The sequence below is a fragment of the Roseibium aggregatum genome, from assembly GCF_014692675.1.
Classification (GTDB): domain Bacteria; phylum Pseudomonadota; class Alphaproteobacteria; order Rhizobiales; family Stappiaceae; genus Roseibium; species Roseibium aggregatum_C.
This window is the reverse complement of sequence record NZ_JABFCZ010000029.1, coordinates 1-22,691: the sequence shown is the minus strand read 5'-3', so window position 1 is coordinate 22,691 and position 22,691 is coordinate 1. Positions and strand designations below refer to the sequence as shown.

17 protein-coding genes are annotated in these 22,691 nt (G+C 61.0%); 6 read left to right on the top strand and 11 right to left on the bottom strand.

Annotation, left to right across the window (positions count from 1 at the left end):
• Nucleotides 1-3 precede the first annotated feature (3 nt).
• Nucleotides 4-2,334 (bottom strand): cytochrome P450/oxidoreductase, encoded by a 2,331-nt coding sequence (locus HK439_RS22275; RefSeq protein ID WP_190293689.1) that lies wholly within the window; start codon nucleotides 2,332-2,334, stop codon nucleotides 4-6.
• A gap of 401 nt (nucleotides 2,335-2,735) precedes the next feature.
• Between HK439_RS22275 and HK439_RS22270 the strand changes: the two genes are divergently transcribed.
• On the top strand, nucleotides 2,736-3,443 hold the full coding sequence (locus HK439_RS22270) for an IclR family transcriptional regulator (RefSeq protein ID WP_190293688.1): 708 nt from the start codon (nucleotides 2,736-2,738) through the stop codon (nucleotides 3,441-3,443).
• A 56-nt stretch (nucleotides 3,444-3,499) separates the two neighbouring features.
• Nucleotides 3,500-4,282, top strand: coding sequence for a pentapeptide repeat-containing protein (locus HK439_RS22265; RefSeq protein ID WP_190293687.1), 783 nt, complete (start codon nucleotides 3,500-3,502; stop codon nucleotides 4,280-4,282).
• 19 nt (nucleotides 4,283-4,301) lie between these two features.
• Here the strand turns inward: HK439_RS22265 and HK439_RS22260 are convergent, their stop codons facing one another.
• Nucleotides 4,302-7,514: a 2Fe-2S iron-sulfur cluster-binding protein gene (locus tag HK439_RS22260; RefSeq protein ID WP_190293686.1), complete on the bottom strand. Its 3,213-nt coding sequence runs from the start codon at nucleotides 7,512-7,514 to the stop codon at nucleotides 4,302-4,304.
• A gap of 96 nt (nucleotides 7,515-7,610) precedes the next feature.
• On the opposite strand from HK439_RS22260, the gene HK439_RS22255 reads away from it, so the two are divergent.
• Nucleotides 7,611-8,522: a LysR family transcriptional regulator gene (locus HK439_RS22255; RefSeq protein ID WP_190293685.1), complete on the top strand. Its 912-nt coding sequence runs from the start codon at nucleotides 7,611-7,613 to the stop codon at nucleotides 8,520-8,522.
• Between the two features lie 419 nt (nucleotides 8,523-8,941).
• On the opposite strand, the gene HK439_RS22250 is transcribed toward HK439_RS22255, so the two are convergent.
• The 7 genes from HK439_RS22250 to HK439_RS22220 form a co-directional block, all read right to left on the bottom strand.
• Complete coding sequence (locus HK439_RS22250) at nucleotides 8,942-9,928, bottom strand: ChaN family lipoprotein (RefSeq protein ID WP_190293684.1); 987 nt, start codon at nucleotides 9,926-9,928, stop codon at nucleotides 8,942-8,944.
• Nucleotides 9,929-9,985: 57 nt separating this feature from the next.
• A complete protein-coding gene (gene panB / locus HK439_RS22245; protein WP_190293683.1) occupies nucleotides 9,986-10,795 on the bottom strand; it encodes a 3-methyl-2-oxobutanoate hydroxymethyltransferase in 810 nt (269 codons plus the stop codon).
• 41 nt (nucleotides 10,796-10,836) lie between these two features.
• Nucleotides 10,837-11,697 (bottom strand): pantoate--beta-alanine ligase, encoded by an 861-nt coding sequence (panC, locus tag HK439_RS22240; RefSeq protein ID WP_190293732.1) that lies wholly within the window; start codon nucleotides 11,695-11,697, stop codon nucleotides 10,837-10,839.
• 394 nt (nucleotides 11,698-12,091) lie between these two features.
• Complete coding sequence (locus HK439_RS22235) at nucleotides 12,092-13,708, bottom strand: thiamine pyrophosphate-binding protein (protein WP_190293682.1); 1,617 nt, start codon at nucleotides 13,706-13,708, stop codon at nucleotides 12,092-12,094.
• A 6-nt stretch (nucleotides 13,709-13,714) separates the two neighbouring features.
• Nucleotides 13,715-14,971: a CaiB/BaiF CoA transferase family protein gene (locus HK439_RS22230; RefSeq protein ID WP_209012000.1), complete on the bottom strand. Its 1,257-nt coding sequence runs from the start codon at nucleotides 14,969-14,971 to the stop codon at nucleotides 13,715-13,717.
• A 61-nt stretch (nucleotides 14,972-15,032) separates the two neighbouring features.
• The gene (locus HK439_RS22225) at nucleotides 15,033-15,986 is read right to left on the bottom strand and encodes an alpha/beta hydrolase family esterase (RefSeq protein WP_209011999.1); all 954 of its coding nucleotides are present in this window, start codon (nucleotides 15,984-15,986) and stop codon (nucleotides 15,033-15,035) included.
• Nucleotides 15,987-16,165: 179 nt separating this feature from the next.
• A complete protein-coding gene (locus HK439_RS22220) occupies nucleotides 16,166-16,951 on the bottom strand; it encodes a potassium channel family protein (protein ID WP_190293681.1) in 786 nt (261 codons plus the stop codon).
• Between the two features lie 99 nt (nucleotides 16,952-17,050).
• Here HK439_RS22220 and HK439_RS22215 point away from each other — a divergent pair, with 99 nt between their 5' ends.
• Entirely contained in the window at nucleotides 17,051-17,812 is a 762-nt protein-coding gene (locus HK439_RS22215) for an SDR family oxidoreductase (RefSeq protein ID WP_190293680.1), read from the top strand.
• A gap of 24 nt (nucleotides 17,813-17,836) precedes the next feature.
• Here HK439_RS22215 and maiA read toward each other — a convergent pair whose 3' ends face one another.
• Nucleotides 17,837-18,487: a maleylacetoacetate isomerase gene (maiA, locus tag HK439_RS22210; protein ID WP_190293679.1), complete on the bottom strand. Its 651-nt coding sequence runs from the start codon at nucleotides 18,485-18,487 to the stop codon at nucleotides 17,837-17,839.
• A 454-nt stretch (nucleotides 18,488-18,941) separates the two neighbouring features.
• Entirely contained in the window at nucleotides 18,942-19,427 is a 486-nt protein-coding gene (locus HK439_RS22205; protein WP_328804219.1) for a DUF302 domain-containing protein, read from the bottom strand.
• Nucleotides 19,428-20,010: 583 nt separating this feature from the next.
• On the opposite strand from HK439_RS22205, the gene HK439_RS22200 reads away from it, so the two are divergent.
• Together HK439_RS22200 and HK439_RS22195 are read left to right on the top strand one after the other, a co-directional pair.
• Nucleotides 20,011-21,318 carry a glycosyltransferase gene (locus HK439_RS22200; RefSeq protein WP_190293677.1) on the top strand — a complete coding sequence of 436 codons (1,308 nt, stop codon included), beginning with the start codon at nucleotides 20,011-20,013 and terminating at the stop codon, nucleotides 21,316-21,318.
• Nucleotides 21,319-21,453: 135 nt separating this feature from the next.
• A complete protein-coding gene (locus tag HK439_RS22195; RefSeq protein WP_190293676.1) occupies nucleotides 21,454-22,161 on the top strand; it encodes a glycosyltransferase in 708 nt (235 codons plus the stop codon).
• Nucleotides 22,162-22,691: the final 530 nt, after the last annotated feature.

The window sequence follows — 22,691 nt, the reverse complement described above, 5'->3', positions numbered from 1 at the left end:
CCGCTAAAGACCGAGCCTGAGCCGCCCGCCATTCTTCGCCCTGGAGCAGCAGGCCATCATGCGGTTGTTTTCCGCCCGCTCGGACCGGCTGAGCACCACGTCGCGGTGGTCGACGTCGCCGTCGAGCACCTGCACCTCGCAACTGCCGCACAGTCCCTCGCAGCAATCGCTGGCGACATCGATGCCGGCCGCGCGGATGGCATCGAGCAGCGTCTGGTCGGCGGCTACCTGCACGGTCAGGCCGGAGTCGCTCAGTTCTGCCTCGAAGGCCTGTTCCTTTTCCGGGTCGAGGCCGGTGTTATGGGAAGAGAAATGCTCGAAGCGCAGAGTGCCTTCGGGCAGGCCTGACGTCAGATCCTCCAGCGCGGTGATCATGCGTTCCGGACCGCAGGCGTAGATCCGGCCGCCTTCGGGCAAGGCACCGACGAGGCCGGGCAGGTCCATCCGCGCCCCGTCCTCCCTGGCATGAACGCTCAATGCCGCACCATGGTCGCGGGCGGCGCGATCGACAAAGGCCATGGCCGCGCGGGACCGGCCGGCGTAATGCAGCTGGTAAGGTTTGCCGAGCGCCTTCAGCCGGTCGGCCATGGCCAGAATCGGCGTGATGCCGATACCGCCGGCGACAAGCAGGTAATGCTCCGCGTCCTCGTCCAGGCGGAACAGGTTGTGCGGCCCGCGCATCCGGATTTCCATGCCGGGCTTCACCGTGTCGTGGATATAACGCGACCCGCCCCGGCCCTCGTCCTCACGCAGGACCGCGACCGTATAGGCGTTCTCGCCCGGCGCGCCGCAGAGCGAATACTTGCGGTCGTAGCCGCCGAGGCAAAGCTCGATATGGGCGCCGGGGCTCCAGTTCGGCAAGGCGCGGCCATGGGCATCCTCGACGGTCAGCTGAACGATCCTGTCGGCGACGGTCTGGACACCGGTCACCCTGATCCGGCGGGCGATGTCCTTGCGCGCCGGCGCGCCGACGGGGAACTCCAATGTCCGGTCCAGCAGGCCGGGATCGCGGCGTTCGGGATTTTCCGACGAGTCCCACTCGACCCAAAGATGATCGGGACCGCGGAACGAGGTGTTGGGAAGATAGCTGAACTCCTGCTCGGCCAGGCGCAGATGGGGCAGCCGGCGCGTCACCTCCTCCAGGAAGATGCGCATTTCCATGCGGCCGATGTTCTTTCCCATGCACTGGTGGGCGCCGTAGCCGAAGGTCAGGTGATCGACCGCGTTGTCGCGGTAGATGTCGAAGGTGTCGCCATCCTCGAAATGGCGTTCGTCCTGGTTGGCCGACGCCTGAACGATCAGAAGTTTCGCGCCTTCCGGCAGATCGACATCGCCCACCCGTGCCGGCCCGGTAGTCTGCCGGCGCCAGGCAACGATGGAGCCGGCATAGCGCAGGCATTCCTCGACCGCATTCGGGATCAGTGACGGATCGGCGCAGATATCGTCCCAGGCTTCGCGGTGGCTGAGCAGGGTCTTGAACATGTTGGCGGAGGCAAGCGAGGTCGTCTCGTGGGCGGCGACGATGATCGCCATCATCATGGAATGGACGTAGCTGTCCGGCACCACGTCGGGTATCTCGGCGTTCTTGCGGATGGTTTCATGCATCCAGCCCCGGCCGTCCGGTTCCGCCTTCATCTTTTCGATGACCGAGCCGGCATATTGCCAGAACTTGCCGACCGAATGCGCCACCTCGATCTGCTTTTCCGGCGTCGGCTTGCCCCAGGTGTTGACCGAATGGGCGAGCGAGAAATTGCGCAGGACGGCGATCTCGTCCTCGGGCACGCCGAGGAAATGCAGCGCCACGTTGAGCGGCACCTCGTAGAGCATGGCATCGACCAGATCGACCCGGCCGCAGTCGATGAAGGCATCGACCTTCTCGCGGGTCAGGCGGCGGATCATCTCCTGGTTCGCCGCGAGATTTTCAGGCAGGAAATGGCCGATCAGGGCGCGGCGGCGCTCCATATGGGCCGGCTCGTCCTCGTTCACCATGGTACGGTTCATGGCATAGCCGTAGCCCTTCAGAACCTCCATGGCTTCGGGGATCGCGGGCGAGATCTTTTCCAGGACGTTCTTGGGCGAGAACAGGATGTTGTCGCGGAAGACGGCCTTGATGTCGTCGTAGCGGCTGACGATCCAGTAGCCGAGCTTCGGGCTGTAGAAGACCGGCAGCTGATCGCGCGACCAGCGCAGCGCCTCGGCCGGATCGACCTGGTAGGGCCCCTCGAAGGCATCGAAATTGGCGGCAAGCTCCGACACCGGACAGCCGGAACCGCCGTGCCCGCTTACCGGACAACCGCCCGACTTGCTCCCGATTTCCCCGGCCGTTTCCGCCATTTTTCTCTCCCGCAAAAAGAATTGTCTCGATTATCGCACATTTTTGTTTTATTATCGCACACAATTGAATTGGCGGCAATCCGCGGATCCTCTCGAGCGACCGCAGCGATGGCGCTGCTTCGCACCTTGCTCCCCTCTCCCCCCTTGAGGGGCAGGGAACTGCACATGGCAAGGCCTGGCTCCCTCTCCCATGGGGAGAGGGCTGGGGTGAGGGGAACAAAACTCTCGGGGATACGGACAGGCTATATCCCCACACCCGGAGCTGCGCTCCGACCTCTCCCCATGGGAGAGGTAATTTGGAGCCTGTTGCCGGCGCATTCGATAAAACGCGCCTTCCCAATATCGAAAGGGCGAAGGGCGCAAGCGGCAAGATAGAAGAAGAGGCCTTATCGGGACCGGACATGGAAACAACCCGACTGCAAACCCTGGACCGGGGCCTGATCGCCTTGCGCGCGGTGGCGGAAAGCCGGGACGGACTGAAGATTTCAGAACTGGCGAAGCGGCTCGGCGTGCACCGGGCCATCGCCTACCGCATCGCCGGCACGCTGGAGGCGCACCAGATGGTCTACCGGCTGCCGGACGGGCGGCTGATCCTGGGCAGCGGCATCTTCGCGCTCGGCGCCACAGCAGAAACCCCGCTCAGGACCCTTGCCCGCCCGGTCATCGACCAACTGGCCGATGCTTCCGGCGCCACGGCATTCCTTTGCCTCGCGCAAGGCGAGGAAGGCGTCGCCATCCTCGTTGCCGAACCGCGCGACACGTTCCTCAACATCCACTACCGGCTCGGCACCCGCCATCCGCTCAACCGGGGTGCGGCCGGTATCGCGATCCTTGCCGGCCGGCCTCCGGCCGACGACGAACCGGAAGCGGTCACACGCGCACGCGCTGACGGTTACAGCGTCACCAGGGGCGAATTGCAGACCGGCGCGGTCGGCGTCGCAAGTCCCCTAAAGCTCTCCGGACCGGGACTACCGGGCCTGGAATGTTCTATCGGCGTTGTCGCCCTGGAAGGTCTGGAAACGGAAAAGACTGCGCGGCTCGTGCGGGAAGCAGCGGAGACGTTGAGGGCGCAGTTGGAGACGGACGCAGGCGAGATCACGAACGCGTAACCAGACTGGAAAGACGTCACCGACGGCCTAGTTACGCTGGCGGGAGGAAAGCCAGAATGCGTATCAGACTTGCCGTTGTTGCGGTGGCGCTTGCCATGTCGGGACCGGCCGCCTCGCAATCGCTCATGTCCGGGATCGACCTGACCTCGCCGGCGATGACCGAGGCGGACATGACCCGTGCCGAGGTGGAGGCGCGCCTGGCCGCGCAGCCGGGGGCGGCGGTGTTCGACCACGCCCGACTCAACGGGCTCGATCTGTCCGGGCTCGATTTTCACGGCGCAAGCTTTCGCGGCGCGCGGCTGAACGGCACCGATCTGAGCGACGCGCGGCTGGACGGGGCGGTGCTCGATCAGGCCTGGGCGCTTAAAGGGCATTTCGATGGGGCGAGCCTCAAGGGCGCGCACCTGTTCCAGACCCAGCTTCAGGACGCCTCGCTCCGGGACGCGGATCTGTCGGAAGCACGCGCGCCGGCCAATTTCTCCCGCGCCGACCTGACCGGAGCGCGGTTCACCAACGCCGATCTCGGTGCCGACCTGAAGAACCAGTCCATGGGCCTGATGCGCGCAGACCTGACCGGGGCAAAGGCCGAGGGCGCAGACTTCACGGGGACGAACCTCCTGCGTGCGGTGCTTGAATTCGCCGACCTGAAAGGCGCCCACCTCGACGGTGCCAACCTCACCACAGCCTCACTCGCCGGCGCGAACCTGACCGGAGCGTCGGTCACGGGCACCGATTTCACCGAGACCGATGTCGCGTCGGCCCGGCTGGTGGATTTGCAGGGGAGCGACGAGACCAGTCTGGAAGCCGCCCGGAACCTGGCCCGGGCGTTCACCCGGTAGCATTTGAACGGGGCGTTCCTCACAAATCGATCTCGATCACCCCGCCCTCGTCCTTTGCCCGGCTCTGGCAGAGGATGATTGACGTCTCGCGCTGTTTCTTTGACAGCACGAAGTCACGGTGCTCGACCTCGCCAGAGACGAGGCCGCATTTGCAGACGCCGCAGATGCCGTCGGAGCACTTGATGTCGATGTGGAAGCCGTTGGCGTTGAGGACATCGGCGGCGGTGTGATCTTCCGGGACCAGCAGCTCGCGGCCGTCCTTCAGCTTCAAAATGAAGTCATGGTTCACGTAGTCCGGCTGTTCCGGCACGGAGAAATATTCAAGGTGCCGCGCCTCTTCCGGGAAGCCCTGGCGGGTGGCGGCGTCGATCACGCCGGTCATGTAGCGGTCCGGGCCGCAGGTGTAGACGTGCCAGCCGTCGCGGTAGCCGTTCAGGACCGCATCCAGGTCGGCGCGGGTGCCCTCGTCGGAGAAGTGGTAACGCACCTTGTCGGCCCAGGGGACCTTCGGCAGGTCTTCCAGGAAGCCGGCACCGTCCTTTCGGCTTGCCGAATAATGCAGTTCGAAGTCCCGACCCAACGCATACAGGCGGTGGGCGAAGGCGATCATCGGGGTGATGCCAATGCCGCCGCCCATGAGGAAGCTTTTCGTTGCGGTCTCGTCCAGCTCGAAATGGTTGATCGGCCGTGAGATGAAGATCTTGCGGCCTTCGGAAAAGATCCGGTGCATCAGCTTCGACCCGCCACGGCCGTGATCCTCGCGCAGCACCGCAATCTGGTATGCCGACCGGTCGGCCGGATCGCCGGACATCGAATACTGGCGCAGGAATTCCGGGGCGACGACGATGTCGAGATGGGCGCCGGCGGTCCATTCGGGCAGGTCGCTGCCGTCGAGGGTACGGAACTCGTACTTGGTGACGTCCGGCGTCATCTTCTCCGCCTTTGAGACCTCGACCCGGATCACCGGACTGTCGCCGTCATTGACGTAGCGGTGAATGACGGACGCATCGCCGGCGGCTAGACGCGCTTGGTATTCCTCCGCCGTCACCATGGCCTGATAGGCCTCGATGCCAGCCTCGCGGTCCATGGGGAACGGATAGGGCCAGGGGTGCGGGGCGAGCGGCGCCGGATAGACGGCCATGGTCTGGTCCTCGTATTTCAGGTCCAGATCCTTCTGCAGGTCGCGGCGGTTGAGCGGATGTTTCGTCGGCCGGTAGGCGCCGTCCTCCTCCAGCTCGATGTCCCACCACCATTTCTTCACGTCGTTAAGGCCGCCGTTGCCGACTGCGTCGTCCAACCGCGCGAGCAGGGGTGCGGCAGCGGGAATATTCGATGCCGCCCAGCGGAACGGCGCTTCGGCGAACAAGCCCTCCAGGTTCCACGGGCAGGTCTTCATGCAGCGGCCGCACATGGCTCCGCCGGGGGTGGCGATGCGGTAGGTGGCGCATTTCTGGCTGTCGGACTTCCAGATCTCGTAGCCGTTGAACATCAGCTTCGGCCCGGCGGTGATCGCCCCTGACGGGCATTCGCGGGCGCATTTGTTGCAGTTTTCGCAAAAGTTCTGCAGGCCGAAGTCGATCGGCCGGTCGTGGGCGATGGGCATGGTCGTCGTGACCACGCCGGACTTTAGCCGGGGCCCGAGATAGGGGTTCAGGATCACCTCGCCGATGCGGCTGACCTCGCCGAGACCGGAGAGAAGCAACAGCGGCGGCTGCAGCACCTCGCCGTCCATCACCGAATGCGCCTTGGCCTTGTAGCCGAGATTGCGGATTTGCCTGGCGATCACGCCGCCGAGCAGGGAGAAGCGCAGGTAGGCGCGCATGGACTGGGCGACGGAAATCCAGTCGTCGCCGGACGCCCCCTCCATGGTCTCGTAGCCCTGGTCGATGATCATCGACACCGCCTGGTCGTGGGGCGGGTCAAGCGGCTCGCCGGCGGCATCGTGGGAATACCAGGTCCAGTCCGAGCAGCGGGACAGGCCGACCGCATCGACACCGAGGAAATAGGTCGCCGCCTTGATGTTGGCCGCGTTGCGTTCCGCATCGCTCGGCTTCGCGCCGTCCGGGTTCGCCGGTCCGTCCTGCAGCAACACGAAGGCGCCGAGCGCGCGGCGTTGAGCGAAACTGGGCGCCGCCTTGCGGGCATAATGCCCGCCCTTGGCGCCGTCCTGGCAGGCCTTACCCATATCGCCGAACTGGGCGCGGGCGAACATGTCGGCGCGCTTGGGTACGCGGGCCACGTTGGCCTCATCGATATAGGTGGTCGGTGTGTCGACCCGCTTCAGCTTTTCAAACGGATGGGCACCGGCGACATAATCGCGGGTCGCGTAAGGGTCCCGGTTGAAGGCGTTCTTGGCAAAGCCCTTGCCGAGCCACCAGGCGGGGCCGAGCGTGCTGAACCAGGGCTGTTTGCCCATCGGTACCAGCGGCGCGTCATGGGCGATCTCCATTTCGGTGGTGATCGCCGCAAGACTAAACCTTGTGCCGAGCCAGGGCGCGACCAGCGCGCCGTCTTCCGCGCTCACCAGACCGGCGGCGGCCGCCAGCTTGCCGAGATCCACATCGGAGGAACTTGCGGTATGAGCACGGGCATCGAAACCGAGCAGACGGATGTAATTGGCGATCACCACCGCGGTCTCGGTCGCCCTCAGGGCGCCGCGATGGGCCTGGGCATTGCGGATCCAGTCTCCGCCCGGCTCGTCCGGGTTCGGATCGCGGAAATGCTCGTAGAGGAAGACGATCGCGTGCTTGTGGCCGTCGATGTCGCGCGGCGGCGCTTCCATGCTTTCCTTCAGGTCGGCCATGATCATGTCGATGCCGGAGGCAAGCGTCTTGGTCTGGCGGGTCTTCAGGTCATGGGCGAGCCGGTCGATATCCGGGTTTCGGAACGGTTCGGAAAGAAGCGCCTCTTGCGGCAAAGGGCCGGTGCCGATCATGGACGCATCGCTGAAATAGCCGAAGGCCTTCAGGTGATTTGCGCGTTCCTGGGGGTCCGCGGGGATCTCGGATTGCGTCCTGTTGACCAGCCCGTCGCGGATCGCGTCCATCATCGCCTGGTATTCGCCCATGGCGTTGACGATGCTTTCCGGTTCTTGCGGACGGTGGAAGCTGAGCGGCCGCATCGCCTTCACGGCGGAGAGATCCGGCAGGGCCGATTGCCGTCTCAGGCGTTCAAGCGGATAGGGACCGAGATGAACCGGACGGTTCCTGTCGGAAAAAAACCTGATCCCCATGCGCACTTTCCTCCGCTTCGGCCGTTCCGGCCTTCCTCACTCTACGCACTAGCTTGGGATCGACCCCAGATCCATTCATATCTATAAATAAATACTATGAGCAAAATCGATTATTCCGACCTGGACGGCAAGACGCTCCGGACCTTTCTCACTATCCTGGAAGAGTCGTCGGTTTCCAAGGCCGCGGACCGGCTGGGCGTCACCCAGTCGGCCGTCAGTCATACGCTGGCGAAACTGCGCCATGTGCTCGGCGATCCGCTGTTCGTGCGCTCCGGCCAGGGCCTGACGCCGACCGAACGGGCGCTGGCGCTGAAGGAGCCGGTGCAGGCGGTGCTCGACGGCATGAAGGGGCTGACCGAAGGCCGGCCGTTCGACCCTCAAGCGGAAGAGATGCGCTTTGCGATTGCCGCCAACGACCTGCAGCGGGAACTGATCTTTCCGCCGCTGCTGCGCGAGGCGCGTGAGCAGGGCATCCGCCTGCGGCTCGACTTTCTCGTCTCCGGCGTGTCCGACCCGGTGATCCTGCGCGACGACCGCTGCCAGATCATGCTGACGCCGCTGCCGCCGGACGGGCGCGACATCTTTCAGAAACGGCTGGTCACGACCCGGATGATGGTGTTCTACGATGCCGACCGGCGTGCCCCACCGGCTTCCTGGGAGGAGTATTGCGCCTGCGAGCACGTGGATGTGCGTTTCGAGGACGGGCGGAGTTCGAAGGAAGTGCTGCGCGGCGTCGACCAGAACCGGATCCGGCCGGCCACGGTGACCGTCCCCTATTTCAACGCCATCCCCGCCTTCATCAAGGGCAGCGACCTGATCTCGACGGACACCGAGCTCCAGCATCTCGGACCTTTACGCGAGCTCGCCTGCGCGCCCCTGCCCTTCGACTGCGAACCGGTGTCGATCTACATGGTCTGGCACCAGCGCTCGACCACCGACCCGGCTCACCGCTGGTTAAGGCGCATGATCGAACGCGTCGCCGCGACGCTGCCGGAGACGGTTGGTTAGACGGCTTAGTTTATCGGCGATACGTTGCTTCTCAATCGTCATCCCGGAAAAGCCGTAAGGCTTCATCCGGGACCGGTGAGCCCCTTTCTTTGTCGATCCTGATCACAGCACCAACGAGAGGCCCGGGCTCCCCGGTCCCGGCTCTCCGCTACGCTGCGGCCGGGATGACACTCTGAATTTGGGCACGACCTCGCCCCACATTCTGTTGTCATTCCCGCGAAGGCGGGAATCCAGTAATCTGAGAGGCCGGTTGTTTGATCGGAGAGGACACGGAGTACTGGGTCCCCGGTCGCGCTTCGCTTGCCGGGGACGACAACTGAGGATGGGGTGAGGCTGTGCCACTTCCGATGCGTTGCTGATGCGCGCCCATGCGCCAGCCCCGATGATAAAAGCCGGCCTTGTCCTCAGGCTCCGTCGTCCTAGCCGTCTTTCTTCTTGTCCGAAAACCGTTTGCGCAGGGCCTCACAGGGGTCCTCGCGGTCGATCTTCGGTGTGAACCAGATGTAGTCGGCGGTGATATTCTCGCGGGCGTCCGCCAATACCTCTGCCTCACTGCGTTCGGGATCGATCTCCACGAGGCTGACCGTAACCGCGGCACCATCAGAAGGTTTCAGGTAGAACGGCACGGCCCGGTCCTTGCGCACGTGGCCGTCGCCGGCGATCAGGATGGCCGGACCATCGGCCGGCGTCTTGCGCAGGGCTTCGGCCAGATAGGCGTCCCGGTAGCGCTGGACGGCCATCATGTTCGGCACCATACCGGCCGGCAGGAGATCGCAGTGGGAGGCGATGATTTCCTTGTTCAGATCCTTGGCCAGATCCTTCGGCAGATCGGCGGCAAGGCGCAGGTCTGTCCGCTGGCCTTCGGTCAGCGCGGACAGACCTTCCTTGCCGATAGCGCGGGTCTCGCTCTTGCCGGGCAGACCCGCCCGGATATCGGCGCCGCGCTTCAAGGCGGCCGCGATGATCGGCCGGTAGATCGCATAGTCCGGCCAGCCGGATTTTTCCCAGGAAACGGCCTTGCCGAATGTTTCCGCCGAGCGGTCGGGCGATGCCATAAACGCCTTGAGGGCCGGGGCCTGATCTTCGGTGAGCATTTCCATGACCACCGTGGCAGGACGGTCCGGCGCGACGGCGCTCGTCAGAAAAGCCTGCAGCCGGTGGTGGGCGGGATTGTCGTGGGTCTCGCCGATCAGGACAAAACGGGCATCGTTCAGGCTCTCGACCAGCGCGGACGGCTCGATGAAGGCCTGTTTTTCCACGGACCAGATCCGACCGACAACACCGCTCGTCACGGCGCCGTCGGCGGTCCAGCTTTGCCAGCCTGCTTCCTCTGCCGCACGGGACAAGGCCGGCTGCCCGATCAATGCGGGCAGCAGGACAAGGCCTGCCGCCAATCCCCTGATCATCGATCTTCGAGATGAAGATCCCGTCATGAGCAGCCTCCTCGCTCCGGAAGCACCGGTTTACCGGTAGACCTGGTCTTCGGTCGGGAAGCTCCGGTCCTTGACCTCGTCGGCATAGGCTTTCACCGCCGCCTCGATCTGACCGCCAAGATTGCCGAAGACCTTCACGAATTTCGGCGGCGTCGGGTTCAGGCCGAGCATGTCTTCCAGCACCAGGATCTGACCGTCGCATTCAGCCGATGCGCCGATACCGATGGTCGGAATGGCAACCTCTTTGGTGATCTGGGCGGCAAGCGGTTCGACCATGCCTTCCAGAACGAGCGCGAAGGCGCCGGCCTCGGCGACAGCCTTGGCATCTTCGACATGCATCGGCCAGGTATCCTCGTCACGGCCTTGCGTCTTGAAGCCGCCCATGACGTTGGTCGATTGCGGGGTCAGGCCGGTATGCGCCATCACCGGGATACCGCGTTCGGTCAGGAACCGGACGGTTTCGGCCATGCGCTGGCCGCCTTCGAGCTTGACCGCACCGCACTGGGTTTCCTTCATGATGCGCGCGGCATTGCGGAAGGCGACCGACGGGCTTTCCTCATAGGTGCCGAAGGGCATGTCCACGACGACCAATGCTTTCTGGGTCCCGCGAACAACCGCCTTGCCGTGCATGATCATCAGCTCGAGCGAGACGCCGACGGTCGATTCCATGCCGTGCATGACCATACCGAGGCTGTCGCCGACCAGGATAAAATCCGCGTATTTGTCGACGATGGCCGCCGTGTGGGCGTGATAGGACGTCAGTGAAACAATCGGCTCACCGCCCTTGCGGCGGGTGATCTGCGGAGCGGTCGTCCGGCGAATGGGCTTTTGCGTGCTCATTGGGCATCCTTTCTTCAGATGCGATCATAGGACCGCGAAACTCAGGCGTTTTGGGTTTGAGGGGCAATCACCCGCTGGTCGATCAGCAGGACGGTGCCGAAGCGGACCGCGAGAAGCACGACCGCCGGTTTTTTCAAGGGGCCATCGAGCTCCGCCAGAGTGACGGCATCGCGGATATCGATGCTCTTGATCTCCCCTTCCGACGCCGTTTCCAGCGTGCCGCGGATCAGGGCTTCGAGATCCGACACATTTGCCCCGGTGGCGGCGACGTCTTCCGCCGCGCAGAGCGCCTTGTTCAAGACCGGCGCCTGCAGGCGCTGTTCCGGCGTCAGCCGTACGTTGCGCGAGGACATGGCAAGCCCGTCCTCTTCGCGCACGGTCGGATGGCCGACAATCTCCAGCGGCATGTCGAGATCGCGCACCATCTGGCGGATGATCGTGAGCTGCTGGTAGTCCTTTTCACCGAAGACGGCGATATCGGGCTGGACGATGTTGAACAGCTTGGTGACCACCGTTGCCACGCCACGGAAATGACCGGGCCTTAGGGCGCCCTGCAGGATGCCGGACAGGCTCGGCACCTCGACGATGGTGTCGCCGCCCGCGCCGTACATTTCCTCCACGCTCGGCATGAAGACCGCATCGACGCCTTCCTTTTCCAGGAGCCCCAGATCCCGTTCCTCGTCGCGGGGATAGGTGGCAAGGTCCTCGTTCGGACCGAACTGGGTCGGGTTGACGAAGATCGACACGATCACCCGGTCCGCCGCGCCAGCCGCGGCGCGGACCAGCGACAGATGGCCTTCGTGCAGAAACCCCATGGTGGGCACGAGCGCGACGCGCAGGCCCTCCCGTTTCAACGCCCTTACCCTTGCACGGACAGCGTCCTTGGTCGGACACGTCAGCATCGTCTGGCTCTCCCTGATACCGGGCATTTTTGCCCTTCCGGCTTAGCGCCGTGTTTTATACCAATCGTGGTCGATTATGATTCATCTGACCGCGTTTTCGGACCGGACGGCTAGGAGCGCTTCGCAGGGCGATGCGGGGCATCGGCCAAGAAGCGAGACGACGTCCGACCGTTTCGAAAACACGGCCTTCGGTGGACTTGGCCTGCCCGCCGGACTGCGTTGCCCCGCTTGCCCGACCGGACGGTCGCGCTACGCGACCCGCCTAGCCGACAAACAGGCCAAGTCCATCAGTTGGGTCATAATCGACCACGATAGGTATTTCTTCGCAGGTGCAACATAAGCCATCGAATCCGCCAGCGCCAGATACAAAAACGGCTAACCAGATTCGGGGATTTCAGAACTTGCCGTCGTAGGCGCGGGCCGGGATCCGGCAGGCGAGAATGGTGAAGGTCTCCCGCTGAAGGGCCTCGAGCGTTTCCCGTTCCAGATCGGCGGCATTCTCGATCCAGACCCCATGGCCGCCATAGGCGCGGGCGACGGCGGGAAAGTCGGTTTCGCCGAAATCGACGCCGACATTGGGCCGCTGGCTGGAGCGCTGTTTCAGCTCGATCAGGGACAGCGAACTGTCGACCAGCACGCAGACGATCACCGGGATTTTTAGGTCGCGCAGGGTGGAGAGTTCGCCGAGGCACATTTCCAGCCCGGCATCGCCGACAAAGACCAGCACCGGTGCCTTGCCGTCCACCACCTTATGCCCCATGGCGAGCGGCAGGGCGCAGCCCATGGTGCAGAGCGCCGAGGACTGCAGCATGCCGCGCGGGGTAAAGCACTGCCAGATCTGGCTGACCAGAATACGATGCGCGCCGCTGTCCGCGGTCGCGACCGCGTCCTCGGGCATGACCGAACGCAGGGTATGGAAGGCCGTTGCCGGTCCCCAGCCTTCTGCCTCGGGTGCGAAGGTCTCTGCCAGGGCCTGTTTTGTGGCGGCCGGTTCGCCATTTGCCCATGAGGCAGCGTCGGCCGAACGGCTGTCGGACAGCTTTCCCAGCGCCGGGGCGACATGGCTCCGCAGCGTATGACGGGCGGCATGCATGCCGTGGGTGCGCAAAACCGGCGTGATCTCGATAACAGGGGCATCCGGGGCCCAGGGATTGCGCCAGTTGATACGCATCTCGATCGGGTCGTAGCCGAGCAGCAGGATGCAGTCGCTTCGGTTGATCAGCGGCAAAAGATGGCCGTCGGCCTTGGGCGAAAGACCGGCACCGCCCAGCGCGAGGTCGTGGCGTTCGTCGAGCAGACCCTTGCCCTTGTAGCTGGTTACCAAGGGCACGCCGAACCGCTTGCAGAAGGCGGCGATTTCCGGTCCCGCGCCTTCGTTGACCGCATCGACGCCGGCAATGGCGATCGGGCGTTTCGCCCTGGCGAAGAGCGCACAGGCGCCTTCCAGATCCGCACCGGCAGGAGCTTGACCGGAGGACGGCCGCGCACGGAACGCGTTGTCCCAGGCTTCGTCCGTTTCGCCTTCCGCGACCTTGATCGGTACGTCGATGTGAACCGGCCCGGGCTGGCCGTCGAGGGCAAGGGCTATCGCCTTTTCCATCATGACGTCGAGCGCGCCTAGACGGGCGGAGAAACTCGCCTTGACGATGGGCCTTAAGAGTTGCTGATGGTCGAAGACCTGGTGGGTGTAGCTTTCCGCCTCTCCGGCATCGACGCAACCGGTCAGGAAAATCAGAGGCACCCGATCCTGCCAGGCGTTGGCGACGACATTGACCGCATTGGCCGCGCCCGGCCCGAGGGTCGCGAGCAATACGCCGGGGGCGCCGTCCGCATGCCAGCCGCCCTCGGCCATGAAGCCGCCGGCGTTTTCGTGTTTCACCAGGACGAAGCGCAGGCCCGCCCGGTCGAGGCTGTCCATCAGCGCCAGCACTTCGCCGCCGGGAATACCGAAGGCGTGGCGACAGCCGACCGCATGAAGTTTGCCCGCAATAATATCGGCACCGGTCGTCATTGATTTCTAATCCTCTGCCTTCGCCAGCTGCACGATACCCTGTTCGGCGAGTTTTTTAAGCTCCGCGCGGGACAGCCCCAGATGGCTGGACAGAACCGTTTCCGTGTCCGCGCCAAGCATGGGCGGGGCCTTCTCGTAGGCAACCGGCGTCTTTGACAGGTTGATCGGCGAGCCGATCAGATCGACCGTGCCGCCTTGCGAATGGTCCATGGTGATCTTCATGTGCCGGGCCAGGATCTGCGGATCGGCAAACACCTGCGCCAGATCATTGACCGGTCCGCAGGGCACGCCTTCGCGCTCCAGACATTCGATCCACGCGTCCGCGGATTTCTCGATGGTCAGCCGGCGGATGATCGGCACCAGTTCCTTGCGGTTGCGCACCCGGTCGGCGTTTTTCGCAAAACGGGGATCTTCGGCAAGCTTCGGCCTGCCTGCGACGGCACAGAATTTCCGGAACTGGCTGTCGTTGCCGACGGCGAGAATGAAATTCCGGTCGCTTGCGGGAAAGGTCTCGTAAGGAACGATGGTCGGGTGGCCGTTGCCGAGCCGGCCCGGCACGTCGCCGGACACCAGATAGGCGACACCCTGGTTGATCAGCCAGGAGACCTGGGCGTCGAGCAGCGAGATATCGATATACTGGCCCTCGCCGGTCCGGTGGCGATGATTGAGCGCGGCCAGGATCGAGACCGTCGCATACATGCCGCACATGACGTCGGCGATGCCAACCCCCGCCTTGGTCTCCGTGCCGCCTTCGTCATCGGGAAAGCCGGTGAGCGACATGATCCCGCCCATGCCCTGGATCAGAAAGTCGTAGCCGGCGCGATGGGCGTAAGGGCCGGTCTGGCCGAAGCCGGAGATGGAGCAATAGATCAGGCCGGGGTTGGCCGCCTTGAGACTGTCGTAGTCGAGCCCGCGCCGTTTCAGGTCGCCGACCTTGAAATTCTCCACCAGGATATCCGCCTTCTTCGCCAGTTCGACGATCAGCCGCTGCCCTTCGGCGCTGGCAAGGTCGATGGCGACCGAAGCCTTGTTGCGGTTGGAGGAGAGATAATAGGCGCTTTCATGAGTTTCGCGGCCCGCCTCGTCCTTGAGGAAGGGCGGTCCCCAGCCGCGGGTATCGTCGCCTCGGCCGGGCCGTTCGATCTTGATCACCTCCGCACCGAGATCGCCCAGGATCTGGGTGCAGGTCGGACCCGCGAGGATGCGGGACAGGTCGAGGACGACGAGGCCGGAGAGGGCACCGGGAGGTAAAGAGGAACTCAAAGCCACCACCAAACGAAACAACGGGCCGCAGATGACCCGCCCCTCCTGGAAACGTCAACCGCTAACAGGCCCTGGTCACTTCCGCATCGGTCAACTTGTCGTCATGTTCCTGGCAATTGGCGTGAACTGTGAGCGTCGTATATTCCGGCCAGCCCCTCGCCTTCGCGAGTTCCATCCAGGCCCGCTTGATCCATTCGGCCCGCACGCTGTGACCGCCGTCATGCAGGCACAGTTCCAGAACGCCGCCCTTCGGCGACCAGCGCTCGCATTGCAGGTTGCCTGAGGTGTAATGGCGGGCGCTGTCCTCCGAGACGCTGGCCTGATGCAGCCAGACGTCGAAACTCTTGTAGACGTCGCCCTGAATCCAGCGGCCACCGCCGAGCGCCCTGCCCGCGAGAGGAACGACCTTGTCCGACGTTCCATGCACATGGAAGAGATAGGGCTCCCTGGTCTTGCAGCTTTCGGGGAGAGGCTTCCAGAAGGCGCCTGCGATCGGCGCGTATCCGGAAAAGCGCTCCGCATCGTCACAGGCCAGATACCAGGTCATGAAGGCGCCGGAGGAAAATCCGGCAAGCAATGTCCTGTCGCGTTTCACGCCGAAGCGCTTCGATACATCCTCAAGCACCCGGTCGAAAAACGAAAATTCGTCGCGCAATTGGTGCGGCGCGGTTGGAAACGACCAGGTGCCTTCCAGCCCCTGAACCGCGATGAAGGCGACGCCCAGTTCGTCCGCCATGTTCAGGAAGGACTTGTTGCTGATCTGGTTGATCGCCTTTCCCCGGTGTCCGTGCAGGAAGAAGATCGCCCCCTTGGGCTTTGACGCTTTCCTGCCGGGAGGCAGGTGAATGTAATATTCGCCGCCTTCCACCGTGCAGGGGGTATCGCCGCCGCAGGCAGGCCGGTCTAGAGCGGTCTGGTCGGAAGCGGTCTGATCGAGAGCGGTCTGGCCGAAGGCGCCAGCCACGCTCAAGAGGCCGGCCAACAGTCCACCGGCAAGCCACAGCAAGAACCTCACGTCTCCCTCCTGTCACTGCAGAGCGGTCCGTCCGTTCGCGAATGCCTTCTGATGGCCTTCACGCGACGGCATCATGGCACCGGATATGCGGGAAGCCAAACCGGTCCTGATCACAGTTCAGAGAGCACACTCCAACGATCCTCCTGCCCGGGAGGCGATGTGATTTCGCCAGAATTCGCTCAGCTCCAGTCGCCCTCGGTGGGAATGTTCAGCACCCGGCCGCAATGCTTGCAATGGACGGCGTCCGGATCGTGGCGCGACAGGCCGCAGTCCGGACAGGGAAAATGCACCTTGTTGGGCCGAAAAATCGTCTGAACGAGACGCAGGAACAGCGCGACGCCGAAGATCATGATCAGCACGGTCAGCAGCCTGCCGGCGCTGTCGGTCATGGTGATGTCACCGAACCCGGTCGTGGTCAGCGTGGTCACCGTGAAGTAGAGCGCATCGAGGTAGTTGTTGATGGCGTCGTTGCGGTCATGCTCCGCCACATAGACCACCGCCGTCACGACGAAGACGAAGACGATCAGGTTGATCGCCGACTGAATGATTTCCTCGTTCCGGCGGAACCATCCCGATGCCTGCCGCAGTTCCCTCAGGAGATGGTAGGAGCGCATCAGCCGCAACATGCGAATGACGCGCAAGAAGGCGAAGTTCTCGAAAAACGCCGGCGCGACCAGGGAGACCACGACCACGATATCGGCCAGCGAGGTGAAGCTGGTGGCATACTGGACCGGCTTTTCCGCCGCAATGAACCGGGCCAGATAGTCGATCAGCAGAACCACCGCGATCACGTAGTCCAGTTCGTGGTGCAGCCTGTCCGGATCCAACACGGACGAGACAATAAAATAGCCGATCGTGATGATATCGAACGCCAGGAGCGTATAGCGCCAGATTCGCGCCCGTCCCGAGTCGCCGAAATAGAGTTCGCGCAGGAGAGAACGAAGTGAAGTTAGACTGTCCGCCATGACCCCCGACTGCTATTCCCCTGCACGGCTTTCGAATTCACCCTGTTCATCGGGCGGCATGCAAACAATATTGACATAATCTAAACAGAAGGAAACTTCATGATCGATCATGCAGGAAAAACCGCCCTGGTGACCGGCGCCAGCCGGGGCATCGGGGAAGCCGCGGCCCGGAGCCTGGCAAAATACGGAGCTTCGGTCGTTCTCGCAGCCCGCAGCAGCGAGGCCATTGAACGGATCGCCCGGGACATCCGTTCCGGAGGCGGCAGGGCGATCGCCTGTTCCTGCGATGTCGCATCCTACGCCGACGTCGAGAAAACCGTGGCACTCGCCGCCCATGAATTCGGTCCGGTCAACATCCTGGTCAACAACGCCGGCCTGATCGATCCGATCAGCCGCCTGGAGACCTCCGATCCGGACGGTTGGGGCAAGGTCATCGATGTCAATGTCAAAGGCGTCTACCACTGCATCCGCGCCGCCGCTCCGATCATGCTTGAGGCCGGCGGCGGCACGATCATCAACATCAGTTCGGGGGCGGCAACCGGCGCCCTGGAAGGCTGGAGCCATTACTGCGCATCGAAAGCCGCCGTCCTGTCGCTGACCAAATGCGCGGACCTGGAATTTTCCGATCATGGCATCCGGGTCATGGGCCTGAGCCCCGGGACGGTCGCAACCCACATGCAGGTGGCGATCAAGGCGTCGGGCATCAATCCGGTAAGCCAGCTCGACCCGTCGGTCCATATCCCGCCGGAATGGGTCGGCGAGACGATTTCCTGGCTTGCGACCGAGGCGGGCGATGCCTATTGCGGCATCGACTGTTCGCTCAGGGACGAGGGCGTCCGCAAGGCGGTCGGTCTGATCTAAAACCGAATGACGGATGCGGGAAGCCTATTCCGCGTCCGGCTGATTGGCCGGCGCGGCCTTTTCGAACGCCGGGATGGCCATGCAGGTGTCGTAAATCGCCTGAATTGCCGGATAGGGGGTCATATCCACCCCGAAGCGCGCGCCGTTCGCCACCTGGGCGACCAGGCAGATATCCGCAAGCCCTGGCGTGTCGCCGGCACAGAAGGCTCCGGGTGTGGTCCGGGCCGCGAGCATCGTCTCGAGGGGACCGAAGGTTTCCGCGACCCAATGGCGGAACCATCCGGCGACCGCGGCATCGTCGGCGCCGAAGCGGGAGCGGAGTTCGTTCAGGACCTTCAGGTTGTTGATCGGATGAATATCGCAGGCAATCATCTGGGCCATCGCCCGAACCCGGGCACGGGACAGCGGGTCCTTCGGCAGCAGCGGCGGTTCGGGGATCGTCTCGTCGAGATATTCGATAATGGCCAGCGACTGGGTCAGGACCTGGCCGTCCGGCAATTCCAGCGAAGGCACCACGCCCTGAGGATTGATTTTCAGATACGCTTCCGACCGCTGCTCGCCAAACCGCAGATGGTGCGCCCGGTAGTCGGTTTCCACGCCCTTCAGGTTGAGGGCGATCCGAAGACGGTAGGACGTGGAACTGCGGAAATAGGAGTGAAGGATGGGGGACGTCATCTAAGTGCCTCTGATCGTTCTTGTCAGGAAGCTTAGTTTCACCTGCAACTAAAATCCAGCCCCTCTGACCGGAAACAGTCGAAAGCCCCAAATGCAAAGAGGGCCGCAAAGCGGCCCTCCCATGAGATCAAATTGACCAGAAAGTTCGGATCAGATCCCGGCGAAACCTTTTACTGCTCGAGGCTGCTCCAGCACCAAAACATTCCGCCCAAACTCCCGGGCCAATTTCTGATACTCACTAGACATGGGCACCTCCTTTCTTGCAGTTGAAGACATCTTCCAAGGTGGGGAATGATTACGATTCGCACAAGCACATTTCGTAAGCTGAGATGCAAAGTATATGTGCAAAACCGGCATCTTAGGAAAAGCCGACAATGTCAAAGATGATAGCGAGAGCTTGGCGGCCGGACACCAAGTCGGCCGCTCGGATGGTTACCGAAAGGTCCCGGAACGCTTAATTGCCTACGGCTTTCGCCGCGATCGCCTCGAATACGGAATCCAGTTCGGTGGCGAGCGCCTTCAGTTCCGCACCTCCTTCCTCCATATAGGGGGCAAAGACATGGCTCGGCGTCTTCCAGGAAAGGGTCGCGGTCCCGTCCGGATTTTCCGTCACATAATACCGGATCGGCGCCTCGATACCGGCAGCGACAGACGCCTTCAGCATGCGGCGGGCGTAATCGTTGCGATAGACCCCCATGATCCGGTTGCCCGGAATGACAATTCCCTGACCTTTTGCGCCGTCCGATGCGCTTGCCTGCGTGACCAGCAGCATCTTCTCGTCCCGGACAGCGTCTTTCACCCGGCGCACCAGATCGCCGAAGGCAAATCCGGTGGAAATCACCCGCCAGCCGGGACGGCTTTCCAGTCCGGAAGCCTGCGCCGGGCCGACCGCGGAGACAAGTGCAAGGATAATAACAATTTGCCTCAACAGGCGATACACGGCGTTCTCTTTTTTCATTTAAACCAATGAGGCTACTTATTCGTAGTGGAATTAAGACAATATGAACCGGACCGACTCAAATTGCTCTCACGAGTGAGTGAGTTTAGACCACGCGTCCAAGACCTGCCTTCTTTTCGCCACTTTGCATCGCGCAGGGCCATCGGTTGTACCCATCGACGTGCGAACTAAGCTTATTCAGTAGAATAGCCACATTGTGCAACACGCGAGAATGGATGCCGTTAAGGGGTATTGGGGGAATATCCTGGAAACCTCGAGAATTTGCGGCATTTTTGACCGTTTGATTGAAACTTGCGCGTAATTTCGGATGGCTCAAACTGAGCGTATTAATCGATGCGGATTTTGCGCTAATTGAAATAACGTTATGAAATCAATACCAGTAAAACTTCGAGATGGGACTGGATAGGAAGGTCATATTGATCTATTTCCAATTTGTGCAAATGTCGAAATTCTTCAATTTCTCAAATTAAGACTTTTGACTTGCGCCGCTCATGGCGGGAACTTCGAAACGATTCAGGATATATATCACTCACGCAGGCTCGAAACTCCCTGGAGATTGCCCCAAATGCAAACTAGAGGCCGATCGCTACGCATTCTCATGACAAACAATACCCTGGCGACTCGTGCAGGTTCGGAAGTTTATGTACGGGACCTTGCAATTGACTTGATGAAGCGCGGACATTTTCCCGTTGCCTATAGTCAATCACTGGGGGAAGTTGCTGAAGAACTGGCTGCTGCGACGATACCCGTCCAAAGCGATCTCCGCGAGATGTCGGCGGTTCCCGACGTCATTCACGGTCAGCATCATATCGAGACAATGTCTGCATCCCTACATTTCCCGCAGGTTCCGGTGATCTATACCTGCCATGGCTGGCTACCTTGGGAAGAATGGCCACCATATCATCCCAATATCATGAGATACGTTGCCGTAGATGATTTGTGCCGAGAGCGACTGCTGACAGTTCATGGGATTAGTGCAGGTGATGTTACAACGATATATAACTTTGTCGATCTAGAGCGTTTTTACCGGGTTCGCGACCTGCCGAAAAAGCCGAAATCAGCGCTCGTATTTAGTAATGTTCAATCCTCGGTTCCGGAAGGTATTAAGGCTGCATGTGCAAAAATTGGGATTGAGCGGATAGATATTGCGGGCAATTCGTCAGGAAATCCAGTTTCGAAACCGGAAAACATTCTTGCCGACTACGATATTGTTTTCGCAAAGGCTCGCGCTGCAATTGAAGCGATGGCTTCGGGATGTGCGGTCGTCGTCATGGACTACGCTCACCTAGGCGGCATGGTCACCATGGAAAATGTCGATCGATTCCGAAGGCTGAATTTCGGCATACGAGCGTTGCAAACGCATATTTTGAATGAAGACAATCTGGTTCGTCAGCTCGAGCTCTATGACGCTGCGGATGGGCGAAGGGTCACCGAATGGATCAGGTCAAATGCCAGCCTAGCAAGTGCAGTCGATCAGTGGGTCGAGACATACCATGACGCGATTGAAGGATGGGAAGCGAACTCTCCTAGCATCAGTAATACTTCTATTCTAAAAGCAACTTCACAATATTTACGGAGTGTGGCGCCTAGAATAAAAATGGGTGAAAGTCACCTTCACGCCCGGAATATTTTGGAAGCGGAAAGAACCGCCTTGATATCTAAAATTGAGGCAATATCGGCAAAAGCAAAGAAAATCCACTCAATGGAAATGCAATTAAATGAATTATCGCATGAACTTAATAAAGCTAATTCGGAACTAGAAAGTACAAAGAGCGCATTGTCTTTATCCCTCGGCGAACTTAGCAAGCGTAAATCCTCCCGACTTCGGATTTTAAAACAACGAATTCATAATTTAAAGAATTGGATCCGCTGACTTTAACACTCACTTGCGGTATAATATGCAAATTAGCTCCCCCGCGAAGCAGTTGGTTCGACCGATTGAGTAATATTGGCTTTCTCGAAGTTTCGTGTTTCCCTGTGTCTGTGGCCAAATTCGGAGAAGTGATTAATGTTGGAAAAGTTGAAGATATATATCGGGTACGACAGCAGGGAGGAAATTGCTTGGCAAGTCTGCCGGCATTCATTGCTGCGCCATACATCGTCTGATATCGAGATATACCCGCTAAAGCAGAAGACTCTGCGAGAACTCGGACTTTACAATCGGCCAGCAGACAATGCCTCGACCGAATTCTCTTTGACGCGTTTCCTCACGCCGTATCTGGCTGCGCATGACGGCTGGACCATTTTCTGTGACTGCGACTTCCTTTATACGACCGACGTCAACAAGGTTCTCAGCTATGCGGATCGGAGTAAAGCAGTCTATGTTGTGAAGCATGACTATGTTCCGAAGAATGCAGTCAAAATGGATGCGCAGACCCAGACGACCTACCCCCGCAAGAACTGGTCGTCCTTCATCCTGTTTAATAACGCGCATCCTCACGTCAAGGCCCTTACACCCGAAGTAATCAATAGTGAGAGCCCGGCTTTCCTCCATCGCTTCAACTGGATTCCGGAGGATGAACTGATCGGAGAACTTCCTTTGACTTGGAACTTCTTGGCAGGTGAATATCCGATGCCGGAAAAGACGCCTGAAGTCATTCACTATACCAATGGAGGCCCATGGTTCTCCAATTGGCAGGGCGTTGACTATGCAGATTTCTGGATTGCCGAGAAAAAACTATATGACAACTCACTCCGCAAGAAACAGGTAAGTTAATATACCGCTCTAAAAGATAATCTTAACTGAAATATCCGGCTTTATCAGCTTTCAATTAACTCATAATCGAATACTGTCGCCGCGGCTTTCTGTAAGGCAGGATTTCTAGCATATCTTATTTACAATTTCCGGGTATGGGAAACTTACCCATTACTTCGCACAGCTGGCTTTATACGGACTGGCAGGCAGCATGTGAACGTTATCATAGTGGGGTAATCGCGCTTATGGCGAAGACCTGTTCGACCCGCTTCTCACTGATGTTGGAATTGTTAAAAAAAAAAGCAGCCATACCGCAGTATTCGAATGACTCGACCACGTACAACACAATTCGATGCATACCTTACGCTTCCCGTTTCAGCTAAATCAGTGAGTTGAGTAAACCTTATTGTGATTATGGTCTAGATGCGGATTTCAGAAATACCGGACAGCGATTACGCTAAATCCCGGACAACCGTTTCAGTAATTCCCGGACAGTTCGGGCACGGCTGACCATCTGCCTGCGATCATGTTTCAGTTTGCATCGTTTCGGT